Annotated in this window: 19 protein-coding genes and 1 other RNA gene; 4 read left to right on the top strand and 16 right to left on the bottom strand. The window is 64.5% G+C overall.

What is annotated here, in order from left to right; translation table 11 throughout:
* Positions 1-21 precede the first annotated feature (21 nt).
* The 11 genes from murG to rsmI form a co-directional block, all read right to left on the bottom strand.
* Entirely contained in the window at positions 22-1,098 is a 1,077-nt protein-coding gene (gene murG / locus R2R70_RS00455; RefSeq protein WP_410977317.1) for an undecaprenyldiphospho-muramoylpentapeptide beta-N-acetylglucosaminyltransferase, read from the bottom strand.
* Positions 1,099-1,175: 77 nt separating this feature from the next.
* Complete coding sequence (gene ftsW, locus R2R70_RS00450; RefSeq protein WP_054555086.1) at positions 1,176-2,405, bottom strand: putative lipid II flippase FtsW; 1,230 nt, start codon at positions 2,403-2,405, stop codon at positions 1,176-1,178.
* The gene (gene murD / locus R2R70_RS00445; protein WP_410976940.1) at positions 2,398-3,909 is read right to left on the bottom strand and encodes a UDP-N-acetylmuramoyl-L-alanine--D-glutamate ligase; all 1,512 of its coding nucleotides are present in this window, start codon (positions 3,907-3,909) and stop codon (positions 2,398-2,400) included. Before murD ends, ftsW begins: the two co-directional genes overlap by 8 nt.
* A gap of 13 nt (positions 3,910-3,922) precedes the next feature.
* On the bottom strand, positions 3,923-5,005 hold the full coding sequence (gene mraY, locus R2R70_RS00440; protein WP_043332504.1) for a phospho-N-acetylmuramoyl-pentapeptide-transferase: 1,083 nt from the start codon (positions 5,003-5,005) through the stop codon (positions 3,923-3,925).
* A gap of 9 nt (positions 5,006-5,014) precedes the next feature.
* Entirely contained in the window at positions 5,015-6,478 is a 1,464-nt protein-coding gene (locus R2R70_RS00435; protein ID WP_410976939.1) for a UDP-N-acetylmuramoyl-tripeptide--D-alanyl-D-alanine ligase, read from the bottom strand.
* Positions 6,475-8,073 carry a UDP-N-acetylmuramoyl-L-alanyl-D-glutamate--2,6-diaminopimelate ligase gene (locus R2R70_RS00430; protein WP_410976938.1) on the bottom strand — a complete coding sequence of 533 codons (1,599 nt, stop codon included), beginning with the start codon at positions 8,071-8,073 and terminating at the stop codon, positions 6,475-6,477. Before R2R70_RS00430 ends, R2R70_RS00435 begins: the two co-directional genes overlap by 4 nt.
* Positions 8,074-8,178: 105 nt before the next feature.
* Positions 8,179-9,840 carry a peptidoglycan D,D-transpeptidase FtsI family protein gene (locus R2R70_RS00425; protein WP_054555193.1) on the bottom strand — a complete coding sequence of 554 codons (1,662 nt, stop codon included), beginning with the start codon at positions 9,838-9,840 and terminating at the stop codon, positions 8,179-8,181.
* Positions 9,841-9,956: 116 nt separating this feature from the next.
* Positions 9,957-10,277: a cell division protein FtsL gene (ftsL, locus tag R2R70_RS00420; RefSeq protein WP_043332508.1), complete on the bottom strand. Its 321-nt coding sequence runs from the start codon at positions 10,275-10,277 to the stop codon at positions 9,957-9,959.
* Between the two features lie 250 nt (positions 10,278-10,527).
* On the bottom strand, positions 10,528-11,514 hold the full coding sequence (gene rsmH, locus R2R70_RS00415; protein ID WP_410976937.1) for a 16S rRNA (cytosine(1402)-N(4))-methyltransferase RsmH: 987 nt from the start codon (positions 11,512-11,514) through the stop codon (positions 10,528-10,530).
* A gap of 285 nt (positions 11,515-11,799) precedes the next feature.
* Positions 11,800-12,152, bottom strand: an RNA gene (rnpB, locus tag R2R70_RS00410) — RNase P RNA component class A.
* Between the two features lie 102 nt (positions 12,153-12,254).
* Entirely contained in the window at positions 12,255-13,118 is an 864-nt protein-coding gene (gene rsmI, locus R2R70_RS00405) for a 16S rRNA (cytidine(1402)-2'-O)-methyltransferase (protein WP_043332510.1), read from the bottom strand.
* Positions 13,119-13,314: 196 nt separating this feature from the next.
* Here rsmI and R2R70_RS00400 point away from each other — a divergent pair, with 196 nt between their 5' ends.
* Genes R2R70_RS00400 through R2R70_RS00385 form a run of 4 tightly spaced genes read left to right on the top strand, consistent with a single transcriptional unit; the run spans position 13,315 to position 16,850 of the window.
* Positions 13,315-15,216, top strand: a complete 1,902-nt coding sequence (locus R2R70_RS00400) for a penicillin-binding protein activator (RefSeq protein WP_410976936.1) — start codon at positions 13,315-13,317, stop codon at positions 15,214-15,216.
* Between the two features lies 1 nt (position 15,217).
* Positions 15,218-15,619 (top strand): YraN family protein, encoded by a 402-nt coding sequence (locus R2R70_RS00395; protein ID WP_052384397.1) that lies wholly within the window; start codon positions 15,218-15,220, stop codon positions 15,617-15,619.
* 21 nt (positions 15,620-15,640) lie between these two features.
* Positions 15,641-16,234: a phosphoheptose isomerase gene (locus tag R2R70_RS00390; protein ID WP_043332512.1), complete on the top strand. Its 594-nt coding sequence runs from the start codon at positions 15,641-15,643 to the stop codon at positions 16,232-16,234.
* A gap of 37 nt (positions 16,235-16,271) precedes the next feature.
* Positions 16,272-16,850, top strand: a complete 579-nt coding sequence (locus R2R70_RS00385; protein WP_054555092.1) for a BON domain-containing protein — start codon at positions 16,272-16,274, stop codon at positions 16,848-16,850.
* A 183-nt stretch (positions 16,851-17,033) separates the two neighbouring features.
* Here the strand turns inward: R2R70_RS00385 and R2R70_RS00380 are convergent, their stop codons facing one another.
* From R2R70_RS00380 to petA, 5 genes are all read right to left on the bottom strand, one after another.
* Positions 17,034-17,630 carry a ClpXP protease specificity-enhancing factor gene (locus R2R70_RS00380; protein ID WP_410976935.1) on the bottom strand — a complete coding sequence of 199 codons (597 nt, stop codon included), beginning with the start codon at positions 17,628-17,630 and terminating at the stop codon, positions 17,034-17,036.
* Between the two features lie 167 nt (positions 17,631-17,797).
* Complete coding sequence (gene sspA / locus R2R70_RS00375) at positions 17,798-18,424, bottom strand: stringent starvation protein SspA (protein ID WP_043332516.1); 627 nt, start codon at positions 18,422-18,424, stop codon at positions 17,798-17,800.
* 215 nt (positions 18,425-18,639) lie between these two features.
* Entirely contained in the window at positions 18,640-19,440 is an 801-nt protein-coding gene (locus tag R2R70_RS00370) for a cytochrome c1 (RefSeq protein ID WP_410976934.1), read from the bottom strand.
* Between the two features lie 8 nt (positions 19,441-19,448).
* Positions 19,449-20,711: a cytochrome b gene (locus R2R70_RS00365; protein WP_107335416.1), complete on the bottom strand. Its 1,263-nt coding sequence runs from the start codon at positions 20,709-20,711 to the stop codon at positions 19,449-19,451.
* Positions 20,711-21,307 (bottom strand): ubiquinol-cytochrome c reductase iron-sulfur subunit, encoded by a 597-nt coding sequence (petA, locus tag R2R70_RS00360; RefSeq protein WP_216059707.1) that lies wholly within the window; start codon positions 21,305-21,307, stop codon positions 20,711-20,713. The genes R2R70_RS00365 and petA overlap by 1 nt, the downstream gene beginning before the upstream one ends.
* Positions 21,308-21,410 lie beyond the last annotated feature (103 nt).

Genomic DNA, 21,410 nt, shown 5'->3' with positions numbered 1-21,410 from the left:
CCTGCACCGCGATCAGAATTGCTAGCGTTCAAGGCGAGTCTCCATGCAGCCTGCCAGCATGGTCGCTACCGCATCGAGTTCCGCACTATTGCGGGCGCGAGCGGCCATGCCAGTGAGTATCTTGGGGTCGAGCAATTCTGCCAGCGTCTCGGCGAGGCGCTCGGCAGTCAACGTATTCTGGGGAATCAGGCGCGCGGCATCCGCCTTGACCAATACCGCGGCATTGACGGTCTGATGATCATCCACGGCGTGGGGGAACGGCACCAGTACCGCAGGGCGACCTGCCGCAGCCAGCTCGGCCACGGTCAGCGCGCCGGCGCGACAGACCACGAGGTCTGCCCAGGCGTAGGCCTCGGCCATGTCACCGATGAACTCGCTGACCTCAGCCGTGACGCAGGCTGCCTGATAGGCGGCGAGGGTCGCCTCCTGCTTGTCACGTCCGGCCTGATGGCGCACCACGGGGCGCGAGGCTTCCGGCAGCAAGGCCAGCGCCGGCGCGAGCGTCTCGTTGAGCGCCTGAGCGCCCAGCGAGCCGCCCATCACCAGCAGATGCAAGGCACGCGCCTCGCCTGCCGTCTCGACAGCAGACTCGGTCATGCGCTCCGCGGCACCGACATCGGCGATCTCATCGCGCACCGGATTGCCCACCACCTGAGCCCCGAGGGCCGGCGGGAAGGCGCCCGGGAAGGCGGCGTAGACACGCGTCGCCATCCGCGCCAGCACCTTGTTGGTCAGGCCCGCGATGGCGTTCTGCTCATGAATGATCAGCGGAATGCCTTCAAGGCGCGCCGCAAGCCCGCCCGGACCACTGGCGAAGCCACCGAGGCCCACCACCAGCACCGGCTTGAGCTCACGGATCACGCGCCGCGCCTGCAGGACGGCACGCGCGAGACGAAACGGGATCGCCGCATAACCCGCCAGCCCCTTGCCGCGCAGGCCCGCGACCTCGACCCGATGCAGCGGGTAGCCGGCGTCAGGCACCAGACGGTTCTCGATGCCACGCGGGCTGCCCAGCCAATGGATCTCGTGACCGGCCGCCGCGAGGGCACGCGCCAGCGACAGCGCCGGGATCACATGCCCTCCCGTCCCGCCGGCCATCATCAGCACGACGCCCCTTGAGACAGTGTCTACCGAGTCAACCGCCCCCTCGGGAGCGATGGTAGAAGAAGATGACGTCATGCCTGTGCTCCTTGCGGTGTCTCGGTCGGCTTCTTGGCCTTGCGCCGGGGCGCGGCGGCATTTCCTGTCGGTGTGCGGGTCAGCTTGCGGGTCTCGGCATCGATACGCAGCAGTATCGCGATCTGCACGCAACTGACGATCAGGCTGGAACCGCCATAACTCATCAGGGGCAGGGTCAGCCCCTTGGTGGGCAGCAGTCCGCTGGCCACACCGATGTTGATGAAGGCCTGCGCCCCCAGCACGAGGGCGATACCGTAGCCGAGGTAGGCGCTGAACGGCAAGCCGGCGAGTTCAGCGCGGCGACCGATCTTGAAGGCGCGGTAGATCAGCAGTCCGAACAGCGCCACCACGGCCGTCGCTCCGATCAAGCCAAGCTCCTCGGCCAGCACGGCAAACACGAAATCGGTATGCGCTTCCGGCAGATAGAACAGCTTCTGCACGCTGTTGCCCAGCCCCATGCCGCTCAGGTGGCCACGGCCGAAGGCGATCAGCGCCTGGGTCAGCTGGTAGCCACTGTCATACATGTTGGCCCACGGGTCGGTATAGGTGGTCAGACGCTCCCAGCGATAGGGTTCGGCGATCGCCAACAGCCAACCACCGCCGCCGGCCAGGCCCAGCAAGACGATGAAGCCCCACCAGGCGACGCCCGCCATCAGCAGCATGCCCATCACGGCACCGCCCATGACCACGATGGAGCCAAAGTCAGGCTCCAGCGCCAGCAGCACGATCATCAGCAACAAGGGGACGCAGGGCAGAATGAGGCCGTTGACGACGCTGGCGCGCACCTTGTCGAGGCGGCGATCCAGATAGCCGGCCAGCCAGATCATCAGACACAGCTTGGCGATCTCGGAGGCCTGCACCCCGCCGACCAATGGCAGCGGTATCCAGCGCTTGGCGCCGTTGATCTCGCGCCCGACCACCAACACGACCACCAGCAGCACGAAGCCCAGCATCAGCATCGCGAAGCTGCGCTGCTGCCAGGCAGACATCGGCACGCGCAGCGTACAGATCGCGGCCACCAGGCCGATCACGATGAAGATGCCGTGACGCATGCTGTAGTAGAAGGCATTGCCATCGAAGCGCTCGCTCGAGATCTCGCTGGACGCAGACGTCACCATCACCCAGCCGATACACAGGATCGCCAGCGCGCAGAACAGCAGCCAGCCGTCGACGGGCTGACGCTCTGCCGTCAAGGTGTCATGGACTCGCCGGGCCTTGTTACGCATCGCAGGCTTCCTTGTCGCTGCCGCCAGGGCCAGAATTGCAGTCAGCACTGGGCATGATGTGCTGCGTGACCCAGTCACGGAACGCGTCGCCGCGCGCCATGTAATTGGGAAACTGATCGAGACTGGCGCAGGCCGGTGACAGCAGTACGCAGTCCCCCGCCTGAGCGATCTGTCGAGCATGACGCATGGCCTCCAACAGCGTCATGACTGGCGTCACGGATACGTCATCGGCCAGGGCTTGCGTCAATAGCGGCGCATCCTGTCCGAACACCACCGCCTCACGGGCGTAACGGGCCAATGGCGCCGCCAGCGGCGTGAAGTCCGCGCCCTTGCCCTGGCCGCCGGCCAGCAATATCAGCTTGCCCTCGAGCGTCGGGCCGAGACCAGCAATCGCCGCCAGCGTCGCCCCGACATTGGTGCCCTTGGAATCATTGATCCAGCGCACGCCCGCCACCTCGGCGATCAGCTCGCCGCGATGCGGCAGCCCCGCGAAGCTTGCTAGCTCGGCGACCATCGCCGTCTCGTCGAGGCCGATTGCGGTGCCCATCGCGAGTGCCGCCAGCGCATTGGCCTGGTTGTGGCGGCCGGCCAGTCGCACGTCCGCAGCAAGCATCACGCCGCGCAGCTGACCAGACTCGATGTGACACAGCGACAGCGTGCCGCCCTGCTCCGCCAGGCACCATTGCGCCTGCCTGGCAGCCTCATCGGTCGACTTATCGGTCGATCCATCGAGCTGCACGCTGAAGCTGACTCGCGCCACCGCATCATTCTCGGCCGGCCAGCTCCAGGCGTCATCGGCATTGATGACCGCAAGGCCTGCGCCGCGGAAGATGCCGCGCTTGGCGGCCTGATAGCCGCGCATGCCATCGTGGCGATCCAGGTGATCTTCGGAGAGATTCAGGAAGCAGGCGACATCGGCCTTGAGCTCAGGTGTGGTCTCGAGCTGGAAGGACGACAGCTCCAGCACGTAGAGCTCGGCAGCGGGCTGCTCACGCAACAATGTCAGCGCGGCGGTGCCCAGATTGCCGCCGACCGCCACATCGCGGCCGGCACGCGCGGCCATCTGCGCGATCAGCGTGGTCACGGTGGACTTGGCGTTCGAGCCGGTGATCGCGACCAGCGTGGGCCGCTTGCCCTGCGCATCGCGGGCCTGACGCTCGTCCAGCGCACGCACGAAGAGTGCGATCTCGCCGACAAGTCGCTCGCGAACCCCATCGAACACCGCCTGACGCGGGTCAATGCCCGGACTGAGCACCACCTCGCCGAAGCGTGACAGGTCCAGCGATTCCAGCGGGCCGAGATGGACCTCGGCCTGCGGTGCATGCTCGCGCAGGCTCTCGAGGCCCGGCGGTGCGCTACGGGTATCGGCGACGGCAAAGTCGATGCCGCGATCACTCAGATGGCGAGCGATCGCCTGTCCGGAGACACCAAGACCGACCACCAGGGTCGGTCCTTTGGCAGGCATCGGCGAGGCCGGTGCTTGAGAGGTGACAGAGAGGGTCATCGCGAATGCGTCCTCAGCGAACCTTGAGTGTGGCCAGGCCAAGCAGCACCAGCACGACGGTGATGATCCAGAAGCGCACGATGACGCGCGGCTCCGGCCAGCCTTTCAGCTCGAAGTGGTGATGCAGCGGCGCCATGCGGAAGATGCGTCGCCCGGTCAGCTTGTAGGAGCCGACCTGCAGGATCACCGAGACGGTTTCCATCACGAAGACGCCGCCCATGATGAACAGCACGATTTCCTGACGCACGATGACTGCCACGACCCCCAGTGCCGCGCCGAGTGCCAGCGCGCCCACATCGCCCATGAAGACCTGGGCGGGATAGGTGTTGAACCACAGGAAACCGAGGCCGGCACCCGCGATGGTGGCGCAGAACACCGCCAGCTCGCCGGAACCGGCGATGAACGGAATGTGCAGATACTCGGCGAACTTCAGGTTGCCCGAAGCGTAGGCGAAGATGGCCAGGCCCATGGCGACCAGCACGGTCGGCATGATCGCCAGACCATCGAGGCCATCGGTCAGGTTGACCGCATTGGAGCTGCCGACGATCACGAAGTAGGTCAGCACCATGTAGAACACGCCCAGCGGGATGACGACGTCCTTGAAGAACGGCACCAGCAGGCCCGTCTCGGCCGGCGTGCTCGCCGTCAGATACAGCACCACTGCGGCGCCGATGCCCACCACCGACTGCCAGAAGTACTTCCAGCGCGCCGGCAGGCCACGCGGATTCTTCTCCACCACCTTGCGGTAGTCATCGACCCAGCCGACGGCGCCGAAGCCCAGCGTGACGGCCAGCACCACCCAGACATACAGGTTGGTCAGGTCGCCCCACAGCAGGGTGGAGACGGCCATCGACAGCAGGATCATCACGCCGCCCATGGTCGGAGTGCCGGCCTTGGAAAGGTGAGACTTGGGGCCATCGTCGCGCACGGCCTGGCCGATCTGGCCATCGACGAGCTTGCGTATGACCCAGGGACCCAGCCACAGACACAGCAACAGTGCCGTCAACGTGGCCAATACCACGCGCAGGGTCAGATAATTGAAAACCGTAAAGGCGCCATTGAATTGGGCCAGAAACTCAGCAAGCAGCAGCAGCATGACTCACATTCACCTTGATGCGTCGACCTTGAGCGCGGCAACGACATTCTCCATGCCAGCGCTGCGAGACCCCTTGACCAGAACACTGGCCCCGGTGGGTAGATGGTTACGGGCGTAAGCTTCCAGCTCTGCCCGCTCGATAAAGTGCTTGCCACCGGCCCCGAAGGCCTCGGCAGTCGCCTGAGCGCCCTCGCCGCAGGTGGCAATGAAATCTATGCCCAGCTTGCGGGCGTGGTCGCCCACCTCGGCATGCAGACGTTCGGCGTCGGCTCCGAGTTCGCCCATGGCGCCCATCAGGCACCAGCGCGGCGCAGGCAGTGTCGCCAGCAGATCCAGCGCCGCCAGCATGGCACCGGGGTTGGCGTTGTAGCTGTCATCCAGCAGACGCGAGCCATTGATGCCCGCCACGACGCCCAGCCTGCCGGGTACGCTCTCGGCGCTCTCGAGTCCGGCGATCACCAGATCACTGTCGATGCCCAGTGCCAGGCACGCCGCGGCAGCCGCCAGCGCATTGGCCACGTTGTGACGCCCCAGCAACGCCAGCTGGACACGACCGAGCGAACGGCCATCAAACGTCAGTTCGAAAGCATAACGCCCGAGCTCATCCGCGCCTAGCTCGCGCGCCTGCAGGCGTGCCGGGCGATCACCGCTATCCACGCTGCCATCCACAACGCCATCCGCAACGCTGAAGTCGATGACATCGACCGCCTGGCCGGTTGCGGCCAGCGCCTGCCATAGCGAGAAGTAGGCGTCATCACGGTTGAGCACCGCGACCGGACGTCGCCCTCCCAACGGGCTCAAGCCCGCCAGAATCTCGCCCTTGGCCTGGGCGATCTGCCCCATGCCGCCGAATTCGCCGACATGGGCGCCGGTGACATTGGTGATCACCGCCACTTGCGGGCGCGCCAGGGCCGTCGTCCAGGCGATCTCGCCGAGATGATTGGCGCCCAGCTCGACCACGCCGTGCTGGTGGGCGTTGCTCAAGCGCAGCAACGTCATCGGCAGGCCGAAATCGTTGTTGAGGTTGCCGTGATTGGCGAGGCTTTCGGCCTCGAAACGCGCGGCATCCCGCACAAGGATGGCATGCACCAGGCCCTTGACGCTGGTCTTGCCGCTGTTGCCGGTCACCGCGATCAGCGGCTTCCCCCAGGCACCGCGACGCGCTGCCGCCAGCAGCCCGAAGGCCAGCCGGGTATCCGCGACGACGATCTGCGGCAGCGGATCATCCACTGCCCGCTCGACCAGCGCCGCGACGGCGCCATTGGCACGAGCCTGGGCGAGGAAGTCATGGGCATCGAAGCGCTCACCCTTCAGCGCCACGAACAGCGGTGCGACCTGCTCGCCAAGCTTGCGGGTATCCGTCTCGATGGCGCCCAGCGCTTGATCGCGCAATGCCTGTGGCAACTGCGCCCCGAGCACCGCAGCCAGTTCCTCGAAGGTGCTCAGAGCGACGGACTGTTCAGGCGCACTCATGCGTCACGCTCCTGACCTTCCAGCATCGAGAGCTCACGACGCTCCAGCGCCGCGACCGCATGGGCCACATCCGAAAACGGCAGTCGCTGACCCTCGATTTCCTGATAGTCCTCGTGCCCCTTGCCGGCGATCAGGATGACATCATGCTCACCGGCATCGCGGATGACCTGAGCAATGGCCTCGCCACGCTCGGCGATATCCAGCACGCGCTCGCGGGCATGGATGCCGGTCATCATCTGCTGACGGATGGCGGCGGCATCCTCGCTACGCGGATTGTCATCGGTGATCACGACACGGTCGGCGCCCTGTTCGGCGGCCGTGGCCATCAGCGGGCGCTTGCCGCTGTCGCGATCGCCACCACAGCCGAGTACACACCACAGGCGCGCATCATCCCGCGCCGGCAGGTGGGCACGCAGCGCGGTCAGCGCCGTCTCGACGGCCTCCGGCGTGTGGGCATAGTCGACCACCACCACCGGCGCGCCATCACGACTCAGGCGCTGCATGCGGCCCGGCACCGGCGTCAGACGCGGCGCGGCGGCAAACAGCCCCTCGAACGAATAGTCGAGGCCATGCAGGATCAGCATTGCCAGCAAGGCGTTGTCGAGATTGAAGCGCCCCATCAGATTGAGGCCCAGCTCACGCTCGCCATCCGGCGTCGCGATCACGGCAACCTGGCCCAGCGGCTCGGGGAAGACATCCAGCACGCGCAGGGTCGCGACATCATCACGCCCCATCGCCAGTACGCGCACGCCGCGCTGCATGCCGGCCAGCATCAGACGCGCCAGCGCATCGTCGGCATTGAGCACCGCAAGCTTGAGTTCGGGGCGCTTGAACAGCTTCGCCTTGGCCGCCGCATAGGCCGCCATGCTGCCGTGGTAGTCGAGGTGGTCTCGCGAAAGATTGGTATAGCCCGCGACGGTGAAGCGGCAACCATTGACACGCCCTTGATCCAGCGCATGCGAAGAGACTTCCATCGCGATCAGCTCGGCACCGGCAAGGCTCAGGCCCTTGAGCGCCGCCTGCACGGCCAGGGCGTCGGGCGTGGTGCGCTCGCCCGCGACCAGCGCGCCGGGACGCCCGATGCCGAGCGTGCCGATCATGCCGGCGGGCGTGCCCATCGCTTCGGCCAGCTCGGCGATGTAATGGGTGACGGAAGACTTGCCATTGGTGCCCGTGACCCCGACCAGCGTCAGCGACTCGGGCACACTGAAGGCCTGGCGGCCCAGCTCACCGAGCTGCTCGCCCAGGTTCTCTAGCCAGACGACTCTGGCATCGTCTGAATGCAGCGCGAGACGCGCATCCCCGCCTGCGGGTCTTTCGGCCAGCACCAGCTCGGCACCGCCCTCAAGCGCCGCGGCGATATAGTCGCGGCCATCGCTGGCGATGCCGGGGATGGCAATGAAGAGGGAGCCCAGCGCGGCACTGCGACTGTCGATCGTCAGGTGCCAGTCATCGCGCGCGGCAAGCCGTGCACGGCAATCGTCATTAAAGGCGCCTGGCCACAGCGCCAGCAATGCTGCCAGCATGTCTGTCGCCGTGGCCGAGGGGCGCGCCAGAAACTCGCCCAGGCGCCTGGAATCGTGCGGTGAAGTCATGTCGGAAGACCTTCCTTGTTCCCGATGTCCCGGAACGTATTCACTACATGAGAAAAAAGACGCAGTCGCCCGCCCGAGGCCGACGACCGTGCCACATGAAAAGCGTTACTCACCGACCTTGCTGTCCGGCGGCACATCCAGCAGGCGCAATGCCTTGCCCACCACGCGCCCGAACACGGGCGCCGCCACCAGTCCGCCGTAATATTCTTCCCCTTTGGGGTTCTCGATCATCACCACGGTCACGATACGCGGATCAGACACCGGTGCCACACCCGCGAACAACGAACGATACGCGGTCTTCTGATAACCACCGGCCGTCACCTTGCGCACGGTGCCGGTCTTGCCGGCGATGCGATAGCCTTCGACCACCGCCCGCTTGGCAGGCCCATTGGGCTGCACGATCTTCTCCATCATGCCGAGCAAGGCGTGCGCGTTGTCCGATGAGATCACCTGGTCACCCACCGGCGGCGTCTTGACCTTGAGCAGCGACGGCGGCACACGACGGCCATCGTTGGCGAGCGCGGTGTAGGCGCTGGCCAGCTGCAGCGCCGAGACGCTGATACCGTAACCGTAGGAGATGGAGGCCCGCTTGCTGCGCGACCAGTTGGTCGGCGGCGGCAGCACGCCGGTCGTCTCGCCCGGGAAGCCGGTGCCCGGCGCCTGGCCGAGGCCCAGCTCATAGTAGCGATTCCAGACCGCATCATCCTCGAGACTCAGCGCCATGCGGCTCATGCCGATATTCGAGGAATGGTAGAGAATGCCCGCCATGTCGAGCTTGCCGTAGTTGCGGAAGTCACGAATGGTGAACTGATCGACCCGCATGTAACCCGGCGTGGTATCAATCACCGAGTCCGGCTGATACTTGCTGGAGGCAAGGCCGGCGCTCATCGACAGCGGCTTCATCACCGAGCCGGGCTCGAAGGCATCGGTGATCGCGCGATTACGCAGCCCGGCGGGATCAAGCCCGGCACGGTTGTTCGGGTTATAGGACTTCTGATTGACCATCGCCAGCACTTCGCCGGTGCGCGCATCCATCATCACCAGGGTGCCGCCATCGGCGCGGTGCTCCGCCACGGCCGCCTTGAGCTCGCGGTAGGCCATGTATTGCAGACGCAGGTCGATGGAGAGTGTCAGGTCGCCACCGGGCTTGGCTTCGCTGATCAGATGCAGGTCGCGCACCAGGCGCCCCTTGCGGTCCTTGAGCACGCGCCGCTTGCCCGGCGTACCGGAAAGGTAGGAATTGTAGGCAAGCTCGAGCCCCTCCTGGCCCTTGTCATCGACGTTGGTCACGCCGATCAACTGGGCGGAGACTTCTCCGGAGGGGTAATAGCGCTTGTATTCCTGCTTGTGGCTGACGCCCGGAATATCGAGGTCGATGGCAGGCTGGGCCTGCGGCGGGGTCATCTGACGCTTGATGTACATGAAGCCCTTGCCGGCATCACGATAGCGGCGGACGCGTGCGATCAGGTCATCCGGCTTCTGCCCCAGCGCGCGCGCCAGCAATGACAGCCGCACGGGGTCGTCGGGCACCTTGCGCGGGTCGGCCCACAGGGTGATGACCGGTGTGGAGATCGCCAGCGGCTCACCGGTGCGATCGGTGATCATGCCGCGGTGAGCATTGATGCTGTCGACACGCAGGGTGCGTGCGTCGCCCTGATCCTGCAGGAACTGCTGATCGAAGAGCTGGAGATAGCCGATGCGGCCGACCAGAGCGACGAGCCCGGCCAGCACGATGAAGAGCATGATGCGATAGCGGGCAGGCCCCATGGCCGCGCGCGCGCTCTTGCGGGCACCGCTTGCGGCCTTGGGACGAGCGGGCGTCTCAGCGCCGGCGGCTTTGCGCGGGTTGCGCGGGCGAGACGAAGGCGGGCGACGCGTGGCCATCAGCGAATGACCTCGACATCGTGGACATCCGGGACACGCATCTCGAGTCGCTCGATGCTGATGCTTTCGATACGCGCCGGTGCCGACCAAGCGCTTTCTTCCAGCAGCAGGCGGCCCCAGCGTGCACGCGCATCATCGCGCGCCGCTTCCAGCTTCTGCAGCTGGGCATATTGGCCGCGTGAGAGGTGGGAGCTGATCACGACAGCAGCGGCAGAGCCGAGCAGACTGAGCATCAGCACCGCGAAACACAGGTGACGCCAACGCATCTGCACCTTGATCGGCCAGTTACCCGTCCAGCCATCCTGTCTCCGTCCCGCCATGCCGACTCCCTAATCACTCTGAACGTGATGCCCCGCATCACGAATATCCTTGCAGACTGCCAACGTGCAGGCGCGATGTTCGCTCACTTGTTTGAAGCGCCCGGCGCATTATGTCAGCAAGTGGCGTTAGCCGCTAAGAGTTGCAGCACGGCAACACTTGTGTCGTCCTTTCACCACAGCCCACTTGCGCGCGCGCCTGCCGGTAGGCAGGCGCAGAAAGAGGCACGATTCCCCAGAGGGAGCACTGACGCTATTTGAGCTTTTCGGCAATGCGCATCACGGCACTGCGCGAACGGACATTGGCATCGACTTCGCTTTGCGAGGCCTTCTGCGCCTTGCCCACCAGCTTGAGACGCTTGTTGAGCTGGTCTTCGCGGATCGGCATGCCACGCGGCGCCTGATCCCCCCGCGCCTTGTCACGCATGAAGCGCTTGACGATGCGGTCTTCCAGCGAGTGGAAGCTGATCACGACCAGACGACCGCCGGGCTTGAGCGCCTCGAGACCGGCATCCAGCGCGCGGGTCAGCTCATCCAGCTCACCATTGATGTGAATGCGAATCGCCTGGAAGACACGCGTCGCCGGGTGCTTGTGCTTCTCCCAGTTGGGGTGGGCATCCTTGATCAGACTGGCGAAGTCGCCGGTGCGCGTGATGGGTCGCTCGGCACGACGCTCCACCACGGCGCGTGCCAGACGCTTGGCATAACGCTCCTCGCCATAGGTCTTGAAGACCCAGGCCATGTCCTCGGCGCTGGCGCGCGACAGCCACTCGGCGGCGCTCTCGCCACTGGTGGGGTCCATGCGCATATCCAGCGGGCCATCATTCATGAAGCTGAAGCCACGCTCGGCATCATCCAGCTGCGGGGATGACACGCCGATGTCGAGCAGGATGCCATCCAGCTGGCCATGCACGCCCTCACGCTCGGCATATTCGCCAAGACGCGCGAATTCACCGGCATGGATACTGAAGCGCTCGTCCTCGATGGTCGCGGCTTCCGCCAGCGCCTGGGGGTCACGATCACAGGCGATCAGACGCCCCTCGGGCGCCAGACGCGACAGGATCAGACGCGAATGGCCACCGCGACCGAAGGTGCCGTCGAAGTAGACGCCGGCAGTGTCCTGAATCAGGCCGTCGACCGCGCCATCGAGCATGACACTGACATGCGCGAAGCGATCAGCCACTTCGACGGACTCGGTATCGGCAGACTCGGTAACGGAAGGAGCGCTGGGCTTGGACATGACGAAACTCTGGACCTTGGCACGCGATGCGAGCAGTGAAAGCCGGTGGCAAAGGGCACCGACAGCATAAGAGCGGAAACAGGGCCTGCGTGCAGCAGGCAAGCGGCTGAAACACGAATTCAAGTGCCATAACCGACAACCGGCGCCTGTCACGGCAGCGTGTTCGTTGCCATCCAACTGCAATGGTCATTCACGAAACACGCAGCGGACGGCGCCGGTCATGCGAATTCAAGGTGTGCTGCCATCGCTCGCATCGCGAAAGCTGGCAGCACACTGACGTTATAAGGCGGGAGATGGCCGATAAGCCGGGTCTTGTCGTGGACAGTCATTCATCTAGGCCCTGAATCACTTCAGGGCTCAAGCAACCAACCCGCCCCCACTGCGGGCAGCAGCATAGGGGGCCTATTTGGTCTTGCTCCAGGTGGGGTTTACCTCGCCGCGAACTGTTGCCAGCCGCGCGGTGCGCTCTTACCGCACCCTTTCACCCTTACCGGTCAGCCGAAGCTGACGTAGGCGGTCTTCTCTCTGCTGCACTTGCCGTCGGCTCGCGCCGCCCAGACGTTATCTGGCACCTTGCCCTATGGAGCCCGGACTTTCCTCCCCCAGCTTGCGCTGGCGGCGACTGTCTGGCCGTCTCCCAAGCGCGCAAGACTACCAGTGTCATGGGCCTTTCACAAGACGAAGCCCGCGCAGGCCGAACAATGGCAGCGGCAAAAAAGTCTGGCATGACAGAGGTTTGCTTATTCCTCTGCCGCGTCCTTCATGGCTTGCGCCTTGGCATACCAGGCTTTCTTGCGCCCGCCCACCAGACGCGTGGCGATGGCGGCCATCTGCTTGACGCCGACGCCCTCCTCGAACAGCACCTGCAACAGGGCGTCGCCTTCGACACTGGCTGCCTCGTCGCCGTCACGTGCTGGCGCTCCTTCGATCATGACCACGAACTCACCGCGGGTCTGATCACTGTCAGCGTCCATCTGCGCCAGCAGCTCGGCCGCCGTGCCATCGAGGAAGGTCTCGAAGGTCTTGGTCAGCTCACGGGCCAGCACGACCCGGCGCTCGCCCAGCACCTCGCGAATATCGCCGAGCAGCGCCTGAATGCGGTGCGGAGACTCGTACAGCACATGGGTGGCGCTATCGTCGCGCAGCGCGGCAAGGCGTGCCTGACGCGGGCCGCCCTTGTGGGCCAGAAAGCCTTCGAAGGTGAAGCGATCCGTCGGCAGGCCCGCCGCGCTGAGGGCGGTGATCAACGCGCACGGCCCCGGCAGCGGCACTACCTTGAAGCCACGCTCGCGCAGGGCGCGCACGACGATGAAGCCAGGATCGGAGATCAGCGGCGTGCCGGCATCGGAGACCAGTGCGACGCGTCGGCCTGCCTCCAGCGCCTGACAGAGCTGGTCGACACGGCCACGTTCGTTGTGATCGTGCAGGGACATCATGGGCACTTCCAGGCCCAGGTGACGCAGCAACCGCGCGCTGTGGCGGGTATCCTCGGCTGCGATCAGGTCCACTTCTCCCAGCACCCGCGCGGCGCGGGGACTGAGATCATCGAGGTTACCAATCGGCGTGGCGACCACGTACAATACGCCTTCAGAAGACTCGGACATTCAATGCTTCGACTCGTTGAACTCAATGGTAGAAATGGTCGTCAGACACAGGCAGATTGCCTTGGGACATTTCATCCGAAGGACGCTGCATGCGTGGCCCTGATCGACCGAGTGCCATGATGCCTTTCACCCTTCATCACAGTAGGCGGCGATGCAGTCCTGACCACATCGCCCATCAGCCAAGGGACCGTCGTACATGCGCCAGACATGGAATCGTGCATCAGCCAATACGCTGGGCACTTCGTCAGCCATCCGGCAGGAGGCCGCGCGCCGTTCACGTTCCGGCCTGCGCACGCTGGCGGGCCTCGCCGCCTCCGCCCTGCTGCTGGCAGGGTGTGCCGGACAGTCACCGCTCTCCAGCGGCCCCGGGGCCGATGCCCTGCTCGCTCAGGCCGAGCAGCAACAGGGTCAGCAAGCGGCCAGTACGCGCCTGCAAGCTGCGGACATCCTAGCACGCAGCGGCGACAACGCGCAGGCGATCACCATCGCATCCGACATCGATCCGACAAGCCTCGAGCCGCAGGAACGCGTGCAATGGGCCCTGCTGCTGTCGCGCATCGCGCTTGAGCAGCAGGACGGCTGGAACACGATCCTGGCCACCTCGGTGCTCGAGGACGGCATCCAGATGTCCGGCGATGACCAGCGCACACTGCGCAAGCGTCGCGGCCTGGCGCTCGGCATGGTCGGCGAACCCCTGGCCAGCGCCCAGACCCTGATCGCCCTGCAGGCCGACAGCGATGACCTGAGCATCAACGACACCCTGTGGGAGCAGCTCACGCGCCTCTCGCCCAGTCAGCTCAATGAGCTGGCCAGTGCCAGCCCCACCGCCAGTGGCTGGACGGACCTGCTGCGTCTGCAGCGTCGCTTCGGTGGCAACATCGACCAGATGTTCTCCGCCATCAACGACTGGTCGGACGCCAACCCACAGCATCCCGCCGCGCGCCAGATGCCGCAGGGCATCCTCGACCTGCGCGAGCTCTCCGGCCAGGAAGTGCGCAAGATTGCCGTCTTCCTGCCCGAGTCCGGTTCGCTCAAGCGGATCGCCCAGGCCATCCGTGAAGGCATCGAGGCGCGCCATCGCAGCGCCATCGACAATGCCGAGGCCACGCCGCAGCTGAGCTTCTATGACACCTCGAGCGCGGACCTCAAGACCCTGTATGCCCGTGCCACCATGGATGGCGCCCAGGTTGTACTTGGCCCGCTGGACAAGAAGCTGGTCAGTCAGCTCGAGACCCAGAACAGCCTGCCGCTGCCGACACTGGCCCTCAACTACGGCACCCATGACAGCAACCGTGCCGACAACCTGTTCCAGTACGGCCTGTCCGCCGAGGACGAAGCCCGCCAGGTCGCCATGCGCGCCGCGCTTGATGGCCATCGTGGCGCCGCTGCGCTGGTGCCCAACAATGCCTGGGGCCAGCGCGTCTACAGCGCCTTCCGTGACCGCTTCGAGCAGGAAGGTGGCGACGTCGTTTCCGTCGAGCGCTACAACCCCAAGGGCGCCGTCAGCTCAGCCGTCAAGGACCTGCTGTCGGTCTCGAGCCAGGATCAGGCGCGCATGAAATCCGCCAAGAAATCCGGCAGCAAATACGGCCGCGCGCACTCCGGCAACATCGACATGATCTTCCTGCTGGCGCTGCCGAGCTATGCGCGTCAGGTGCCGCCGATGCTGGACTTCTACTACGCGGGCGACCTGCCGATCTACGGCACCTCCCATCTCTATGACGGCGCACCGCAGCCCGATCAGGATGGCGACCTCAATGGCGTCGACTTCGTGGACATCCCCTGGGAAGTGCCGGAGGCCTCCTCCGGCGGCAAGGCGTCCCTGCCGGAAGTCGACACCTACCGCGCCCTGTCCGACGCTTCACCGCGCATGCTCAAGCTCAACGCCATGGGGGTCGATGCCTATCGTCTGGCCCAGCGTGTACCGCTGATGCTGGCCGGTGCGGGCGGCGAACTCTTCGGCGCCACCGGAAGCCTCTTCCCGCGCCACGATGGCCGCATCGAGCGCACGCTGCCCTGGGCTGAATTCAGAGGTGGCGTACCGCGTCCGCCACTGAAAGGCGCCAACAGCCGCACCGTCGAAGCCTACACGCCCTGACATGACACGCGCCGACTCGCCCTCCGGCAAGGCGCACCCGCCTCCCCAGCGTCGCGCCCGAGCGCGCGGCGCCGTCATCGAGGCGGAGGTAGAACAATGGCTGGCAGCGCGTGGCCTGACACCCGTCACGCGCAACCAGCATGCCAAGGGCGGCGAGATCGACCTGATCATGCGTGACGCCGAGACCCTGGTCTTCATCGAGGTGCGCTACCGGGCCAACTCCCGCTTCGGCAGCGCACTGGAAAGCGTGACCCATACCAAGCAACGCCGGCTGATCACTGCCGCGCGTTTTTATCTGGCCCAGCACGGGCTATCATGTTCCTGCCGCTTCGACGTGGTAGGCGTGGAGGGGACCTCCCCTCGTTCCATTCACTGGATTCGCCACGCCTTCGAAGCGTTCTGAAGCCAACGACCAAGAGCCATCATGGATTTCCAATCGCGTATTCTCGGCCACTTCAACGCCAGCATTGACACCAAGACCTACGCCAGCGAAGTGCTGCCGCCCTTCATCGAAGCGGCCAGCCAGATGATGGTCCAGAGCCTGGTCAATGACGGCAAGATCCTGGCTTGCGGCAACGGCGGCAGCGCCGGCGACAGCCAGCATTTCTCCTCCGAGCTGCTCAACCGCTTCGAGCGTGAGCGCCCGAGCCTGCCGGCCATCGCGCTGACCACCGACACCTCCACGCTGACGTCCATCGCCAACGACTACAGCTACAACGAGGTATTCTCCAAGCAGATCCGCGCCCTGGGGCAGCCCGGCGACATCCTGCTGGCCATCTCCACCAGCGGCAACTCCGCCAACGTGGTGCAGGCCATCCAGGCGGCTCACGACCGTGATATGCGCGTCGTCGCCTTGACCGGCCGCGACGGTGGCGACATGGCGTCACTGCTGGGCAGCGAAGACTGCGAGATTCGTGTTCCCGCCACCTCTACGGCACGCATCCAGGAAGTCCATCTGCTGGCCATCCACTGCCTGTGCGACCTGATTGATCATCAGCTGTTCGGCAGCAACGAGTAATCCGCGCGCCCCACGGCATTCACCAGGAGAAAACGGCATGACGCCCAAGAACCTGCTTTCCCTCATGGCCACCGCCGGCTTTCTGACGCTAGCCGGCTGCACCACCGTCGCCGACCTGACCAACAGCGGCCCGATCGACGAAGACTATGGCGATCGCACCCTGGGCGCCCAGGTGGAAGACGAGAGCATCGAGACCAAGATCGAGGTCAATCTCGGCAAGACCGATGCCCGCTTCAATGATGCCCACGTCAACGTGAACTCCTACAACGGCATGGTGCTGCTGACCGGCCAGGTCGCCAGCGACGAGCTGAAGCAGAAGGCCACGGATATCGCCAAGGATGTGCGTCGCGTGCGTCAGGTGCACAATGCGCTGGAAATCAGCGCCAATGCCCCGGCCAGTCAGCGCGTGCAGGACACCTGGCTGACCACGCGCGTCAAGGCCACGCTGGCGGCGGATGCCAACATCGACTCCGGTCGCATCCTGGTACTCACCGAGAATGCCAGCGTCTACCTGATGGGTATCGTGACCCGCGCCGAAGCCGACCAGATCGTCAGCAAGGTCTCTGAAGTCGGCGGCATCCAGCGTATCGCCAAGGTCTTCGAGTACCTAGACTGATCGAGGTGGCGCGCTTGCATGCCTGACATGCAAAGTGCCCTGAACGAAAAGTGCTCTGATTAAATAGTACCCAGAATGAAAAATGCCCCGCAGGCCGAAGCCTGCGGGGCATTTTTCATGACAGAAGCGACATCAGGCGGACAATGGCCAACCCTCATCCATCGCCCCCACCTGCCGACGTGATTACTTGATCACGCGCAGCGAAGGACGCCCCTTGCGCGGCGGCTTGGGCTGATCATTGTCATCAGCCCCCTGCTCGTCACTGGCCGAATCCGACGCCTGCTCATCATCGGCGACTTCGGCATCAGCACCTGGACTTGTCTCGACGGACGCATCCGCTGATTCCGAGGCAGGCGCCTCTTCCTCGGCGGGCGCACTGCCGACACTGGCCAGCGTCGGGCGCGCTGCGGCGGCCGGCTCGGCATCTGGCGCGGCTTCACCGAATGTCATCTCATCGGCACCCGGCATCACCGGCTCGTGACCGAAGACCATACCGACACCGTTTTCACGAGAATAGAGCGCGACCAAAGCCGCCGTCGGCACGCTGACGTGCATCGGCTGGCCACCGAAGCGGGCATTGAAGCTGACCCCTTCATTGGCGATCAACAGATCACGCACCGCACCGGGTGCGATATTGAGCACGATCTGGCCGTTCTGGACGTGTTGACGCGGCACCTGGACACCTTCCTGCTCGGCGTCCACCACGATGTACGGCGTATTGTCGTTATCCAGCAGCCACTCGTAGAGTGCGCGTGCCAGATAAGGGCGACTGGAAAGCATGGGAGAACCTCTTGAACTGCAATGAGTGTCAGCGACGACCGAAGTCCATTCCGCCAACGGGCCAACGCCCCGCACATCGCTCACATCCATCATCCACAGACTGATGAGCGAGGGCGAAAGCCCGAATGCGTGACCGATCGATCAGTGACCGAAGGATCACGCACGGATCAGATGCGCATCTCGCGCTCAGCCTCGGACAGCGATGCCTTGAAGGCATCACGCCCGAACAACCGCTCCATGTAGGTCAGCAGCGGCTTGACCTGCTTCTCCGGCAGCTCGATTCCCAGTGTCGGCAAGCGCCATAGGATCGGGGCAATGCAGGTGTCCACCAGCGAGAACTCGTCGCTCATGAAGAACGGCATGTCGTCGAAGATCGGGGAAATGCCGATCAGGCTTTCACGCAATTCCTTGCGCGCCTTGTCGGCTTCCTTCTTGGTGCCTGTCTGGATGGTTTCCATCATCGGCACCCATTCGCGCTCGATGCGATGCATCCACAGACGGCTCTGGGCGCGCGCCACCGGATACACCGGCAACAGCGGCGGATGCGGGAAACGCTCGTCCAGATATTCCATCATGACCTTGGACTCGTAGAGCACCAGGTCGCGATCCAGCAGCGTCGGCACACTGTTGTACGGGTTCAGGTCGGCCAGCTCGGCCGGACGGCTGTCATCATCCACATCAATGATATCGACTGCCACACCCTTCTCGGCCAGCACGATCCGTACACGGTGGCTGAAGTGGTCGTCACCACCGGAGTAGAAGGTCATCGATGAACGCTTGGCCACAACACCCATGAAACTGTCCTCGCATCTGTTCGAGACATGCCCGTGTCAGCTTTTGGCCTGACAAACGGGGATAAGTTTCCTCTGGCCTGCCCTTGTCACAACGGGCCCTGCCAGAGGGTCAGCCTGCGCCACCTCAAGGCGACGCAAGCGGGCGCGCGACTGATCAGCCGCGCGCCCGTCACTGCCGGCTCGCCATTATCACTGAGACCCCGCCCCGGGGGCCATCAATGAATGTCGCGCCAGTATTCCTTCTTGAGAAGATACGCCAGCAAGGTAAAGATCAGAATGAATATTAACACCTTGGGGGCCATGCTCTCAGCCTTGAGTCGCGAAGGCTCGCCGACATAGGCCAGAAAATTGGTCAGATCCCACATCGCCAGATCAAACTCCCCTGCCGTCATGCTGCCAGGCTGGGTGATCTCTAGAATATCACAGGACGCATAACGCCCCGTGTCGGGATCGATCTCCGCCCCCGCTACCGCCAGGTCACTCTGCCCACAGACCTTTTCCTGCACGCCCTGCAGCGACTCCAGCACATGCGGCATGCCGACCTGGGGGAAGACCGCATTGTTCACGCCCCACGGACGTGACGCATCGCGATAGAAGCTCTTCAGATAGGTGTAGATCCAGTCCGTGCCGCGCAGACGCGCCTCGAGCGACAGATCCGGTGGCGGCGTGCCGAACCAGCCGGCCGCGTCTTCTTTCTGCATGCCCGTGCGCATGGTGTCATTGATCTTGAGCGCTGGCGAGAGAATCAGATATTGCTCGACCAGGTCCTCGGGCATCCCCAGGTCCTCTGCGGCACGCGAGTAACGCTGATACTGCAGGCTATGACAGCCGAGGCAGTAATTGGTGTAAAGCTGCATGCCTCGCTGCAGCGAGGGCTGATCGTGCAGATCCGGCTGCATCGTCTCCAGCGGCACCGCGCTGCTCGCCGCGCTCACCACACCCGCCCCCATCAGGCTCACTACGGCCAGCAACCCTGCGGCCAGCCCGCGTTTGAGCCACTCCCTTGACCCACTCATCAGCGCGCTCATCGGCCCGTCACCCTGTCAGGCACCGCTCGCGTCGTCTCGAAGCGCGTATACAGCGGCATCAGTATGAAGAAGGCGAAATATGCCACGGTCGCCAGCTGCGCGATGATCGTGCGCTCCTGCGTGGGCGGCATCACCCCCAGCACGCCCAGCGTCACGAAACTCACCACGAAGATGACGATGGCGATACGCGACAGCCAGCCCTTGTAGCGGATCGAGCGCACCGCCGAGCGATCCAGCCACGGCAGCACGAACAGGATGGCGATAGCCAGCCCCATGACCACCACACCCCAGAACTTGGCATCCACGCCGAACAGCGGGTAATTGACCGCGCGCAACATGGCGTAGAACGGCGTGAAGTACCACACCGGCGCGATGTGCTCGGGCGTCTTGAGCGAATTGGCCGGCTCGAAGTTCGGCGTCTCCAGGAAGTAGCCGCCGCCTTCGGGGAAGTAGAAGATCACCGCACAGAACACGAACAGGAAGACGCCGACGCCGACGAGGTCCTTCACCGTGTAATAGGGATGGAAGGGAATGCCATCCAGCGGCTGCCCCGCCTCATCCTTCCTGTCCTTGATCTCGATGCCATCGGGATTGTTCGAGCCCACCTCGTGCAGCGCCACCAGATGCAGCACCACCAGCCCGACGATCACTAGTGGCAAGGCGATGACATGCAGCGCAAAGAAGCGGTTCAGGGTGATCCCCGAGATCAGGTAGTCGCCACGTATCATCTGCGCCAGGTCTGCCCCGATGACCGGAATCGCCGTGAACAGCGAGATGATCACCTGCGCCCCCCAGTAGGACATCTGCCCCCAGGGCAGCAGATAGCCCATGAAGGCCTCGGCCATCAGCGCCAGATAGATGCACATGCCGAAGATCCAGACCAGCTCGCGAGGCGCACGGTAGGAGCCATACAGCAGGCCACGGAACATGTGCAGATAGATGACCACGAAGAAGGCCGAGGCGCCGGTGGAATGCATGTAACGGATCAGCCAGCCGTACTCCACATCGCGCATGATGTACTCGATGGAGGCAAAGGCCTCCTCGGCACTCGGCGTATAGCTCATCGTCAGCCAGATGCCGGTCAATATCTGATTGACCAGCACCAGCAAGGCCAGCGAGCCGAAGAAGTAGAAGAAGTTGAAGTTCTTCGGCGCGTAGTAGCCGGTCAGATGGTCCTGCAGAAACTGGGTGGCCGGCAGGCGATCATCGATCCAGCGCATGATGCCGCGTGGCGCCTTGGCACGGTTTGGATTCCCCATCAGGCAGCCTCCTCGTCGACACCCACCACCAGCACCTGCTCACTCTCGTAGCGATGCGGCGGCACCTCCAGATTCGAAGGCGCCGGCACTCCGGTGAAGACTCGCCCGGCGAGATCGAACTTGGACCCATGACAGGCACACAGATAGCCGCCCGGCCAGTCCGCACCGAGATCCGCCGCGCCGATCTCGGGACGATAGCCAGGCGAGCAGCCCAGGTGCGTGCAGATACCCACCAACACCACATATTCCGGCTTGATGGAACGCAGCACGGCATCGACATAGGGGGGCTGCTGGGGACGCAGTGACTCGGGATCCTGCAGCTCTGCGGGGGGGATGGCGCGGATATCGGCGATCATCTCGGGGGTGCGACGCACCACCCACACCGGTTTGCCGCGCCATTCGATGGTCATCTGCTGGCCGGGTGCCAGCCGCGAGATATCCGCCGTGACAGGCGCGCCTGCCGCACGGGCACGCGCACTTGGCTGCCAGGACGCCAGGAAGGGCGTTGCGATACCGACCACCCCTACCGCCCCGACCACGGTGGTTGCGCTGACGAGGAAGCGGCGTCGCCCTCGGTTCACACCTTGATCTGACATTTTATTGTTATCTCCCAAACACTACCGCTTGATGCTGGGCCATCCACTTGCCGAGCACTTGATGCTTGCTTGTATTAAAGGGCAAGAACAGAGCGCTCACAAC

It is taken from the genome of Cobetia sp. SIMBA_158 (genome assembly GCF_046566945.1).
Classification (GTDB): Bacteria; Pseudomonadota; Gammaproteobacteria; order Pseudomonadales; family Halomonadaceae; genus Cobetia; species Cobetia amphilecti.
The sequence above is the reverse complement of the archived record's forward strand: the minus strand, read 5'-3'. Positions and strand labels throughout refer to the sequence as shown.

Coding starts and splice junctions, on each gene's coding strand:
- R2R70_RS00385 (WP_054555092.1), top strand. CDS start 16,272: ATGACGCCCAAGAACCTGCTTTCCCTCATGGCCACCGCCGGCTTTCTG.
- R2R70_RS00370 (WP_410976934.1), bottom strand. CDS start 19,440: ATGAGTGGGTCAAGGGAGTGGCTCAAACGCGGGCTGGCCGCAGGGTTG.
- rsmH (WP_410976937.1), bottom strand. CDS start 11,514: ATGTCCAAGCCCAGCGCTCCTTCCGTTACCGAGTCTGCCGATACCGAG.
- R2R70_RS00395 (WP_052384397.1), top strand. CDS start 15,218: ATGACACGCGCCGACTCGCCCTCCGGCAAGGCGCACCCGCCTCCCCAG.
- R2R70_RS00435 (WP_410976939.1), bottom strand. CDS start 6,478: ATGAGTGCGCCTGAACAGTCCGTCGCTCTGAGCACCTTCGAGGAACTG.
- sspA (WP_043332516.1), bottom strand. CDS start 18,424: ATGGGTGTTGTGGCCAAGCGTTCATCGATGACCTTCTACTCCGGTGGT.
- R2R70_RS00390 (WP_043332512.1), top strand. CDS start 15,641: ATGGATTTCCAATCGCGTATTCTCGGCCACTTCAACGCCAGCATTGAC.
- R2R70_RS00380 (WP_410976935.1), bottom strand. CDS start 17,630: ATGCTTTCCAGTCGCCCTTATCTGGCACGCGCACTCTACGAGTGGCTG.
- R2R70_RS00365 (WP_107335416.1), bottom strand. CDS start 20,711: ATGGGGAATCCAAACCGTGCCAAGGCGCCACGCGGCATCATGCGCTGG.
- murD (WP_410976940.1), bottom strand. CDS start 3,909: ATGACCCTCTCTGTCACCTCTCAAGCACCGGCCTCGCCGATGCCTGCC.
- petA (WP_216059707.1), bottom strand. CDS start 21,307: ATGTCAGATCAAGGTGTGAACCGAGGGCGACGCCGCTTCCTCGTCAGC.
- R2R70_RS00425 (WP_054555193.1), bottom strand. CDS start 9,840: ATGGGGCCTGCCCGCTATCGCATCATGCTCTTCATCGTGCTGGCCGGG.
- mraY (WP_043332504.1), bottom strand. CDS start 5,005: ATGCTGCTGCTGCTTGCTGAGTTTCTGGCCCAATTCAATGGCGCCTTT.
- ftsW (WP_054555086.1), bottom strand. CDS start 2,405: ATGCGTAACAAGGCCCGGCGAGTCCATGACACCTTGACGGCAGAGCGT.
- ftsL (WP_043332508.1), bottom strand. CDS start 10,277: ATGGCGGGACGGAGACAGGATGGCTGGACGGGTAACTGGCCGATCAAG.
- rsmI (WP_043332510.1), bottom strand. CDS start 13,118: ATGTCCGAGTCTTCTGAAGGCGTATTGTACGTGGTCGCCACGCCGATT.
- R2R70_RS00430 (WP_410976938.1), bottom strand. CDS start 8,073: ATGACTTCACCGCACGATTCCAGGCGCCTGGGCGAGTTTCTGGCGCGC.
- murG (WP_410977317.1), bottom strand. CDS start 1,098: ATGGCCGGCGGGACGGGAGGGCATGTGATCCCGGCGCTGTCGCTGGCG.
- R2R70_RS00400 (WP_410976936.1), top strand. CDS start 13,315: ATGCGCCAGACATGGAATCGTGCATCAGCCAATACGCTGGGCACTTCG.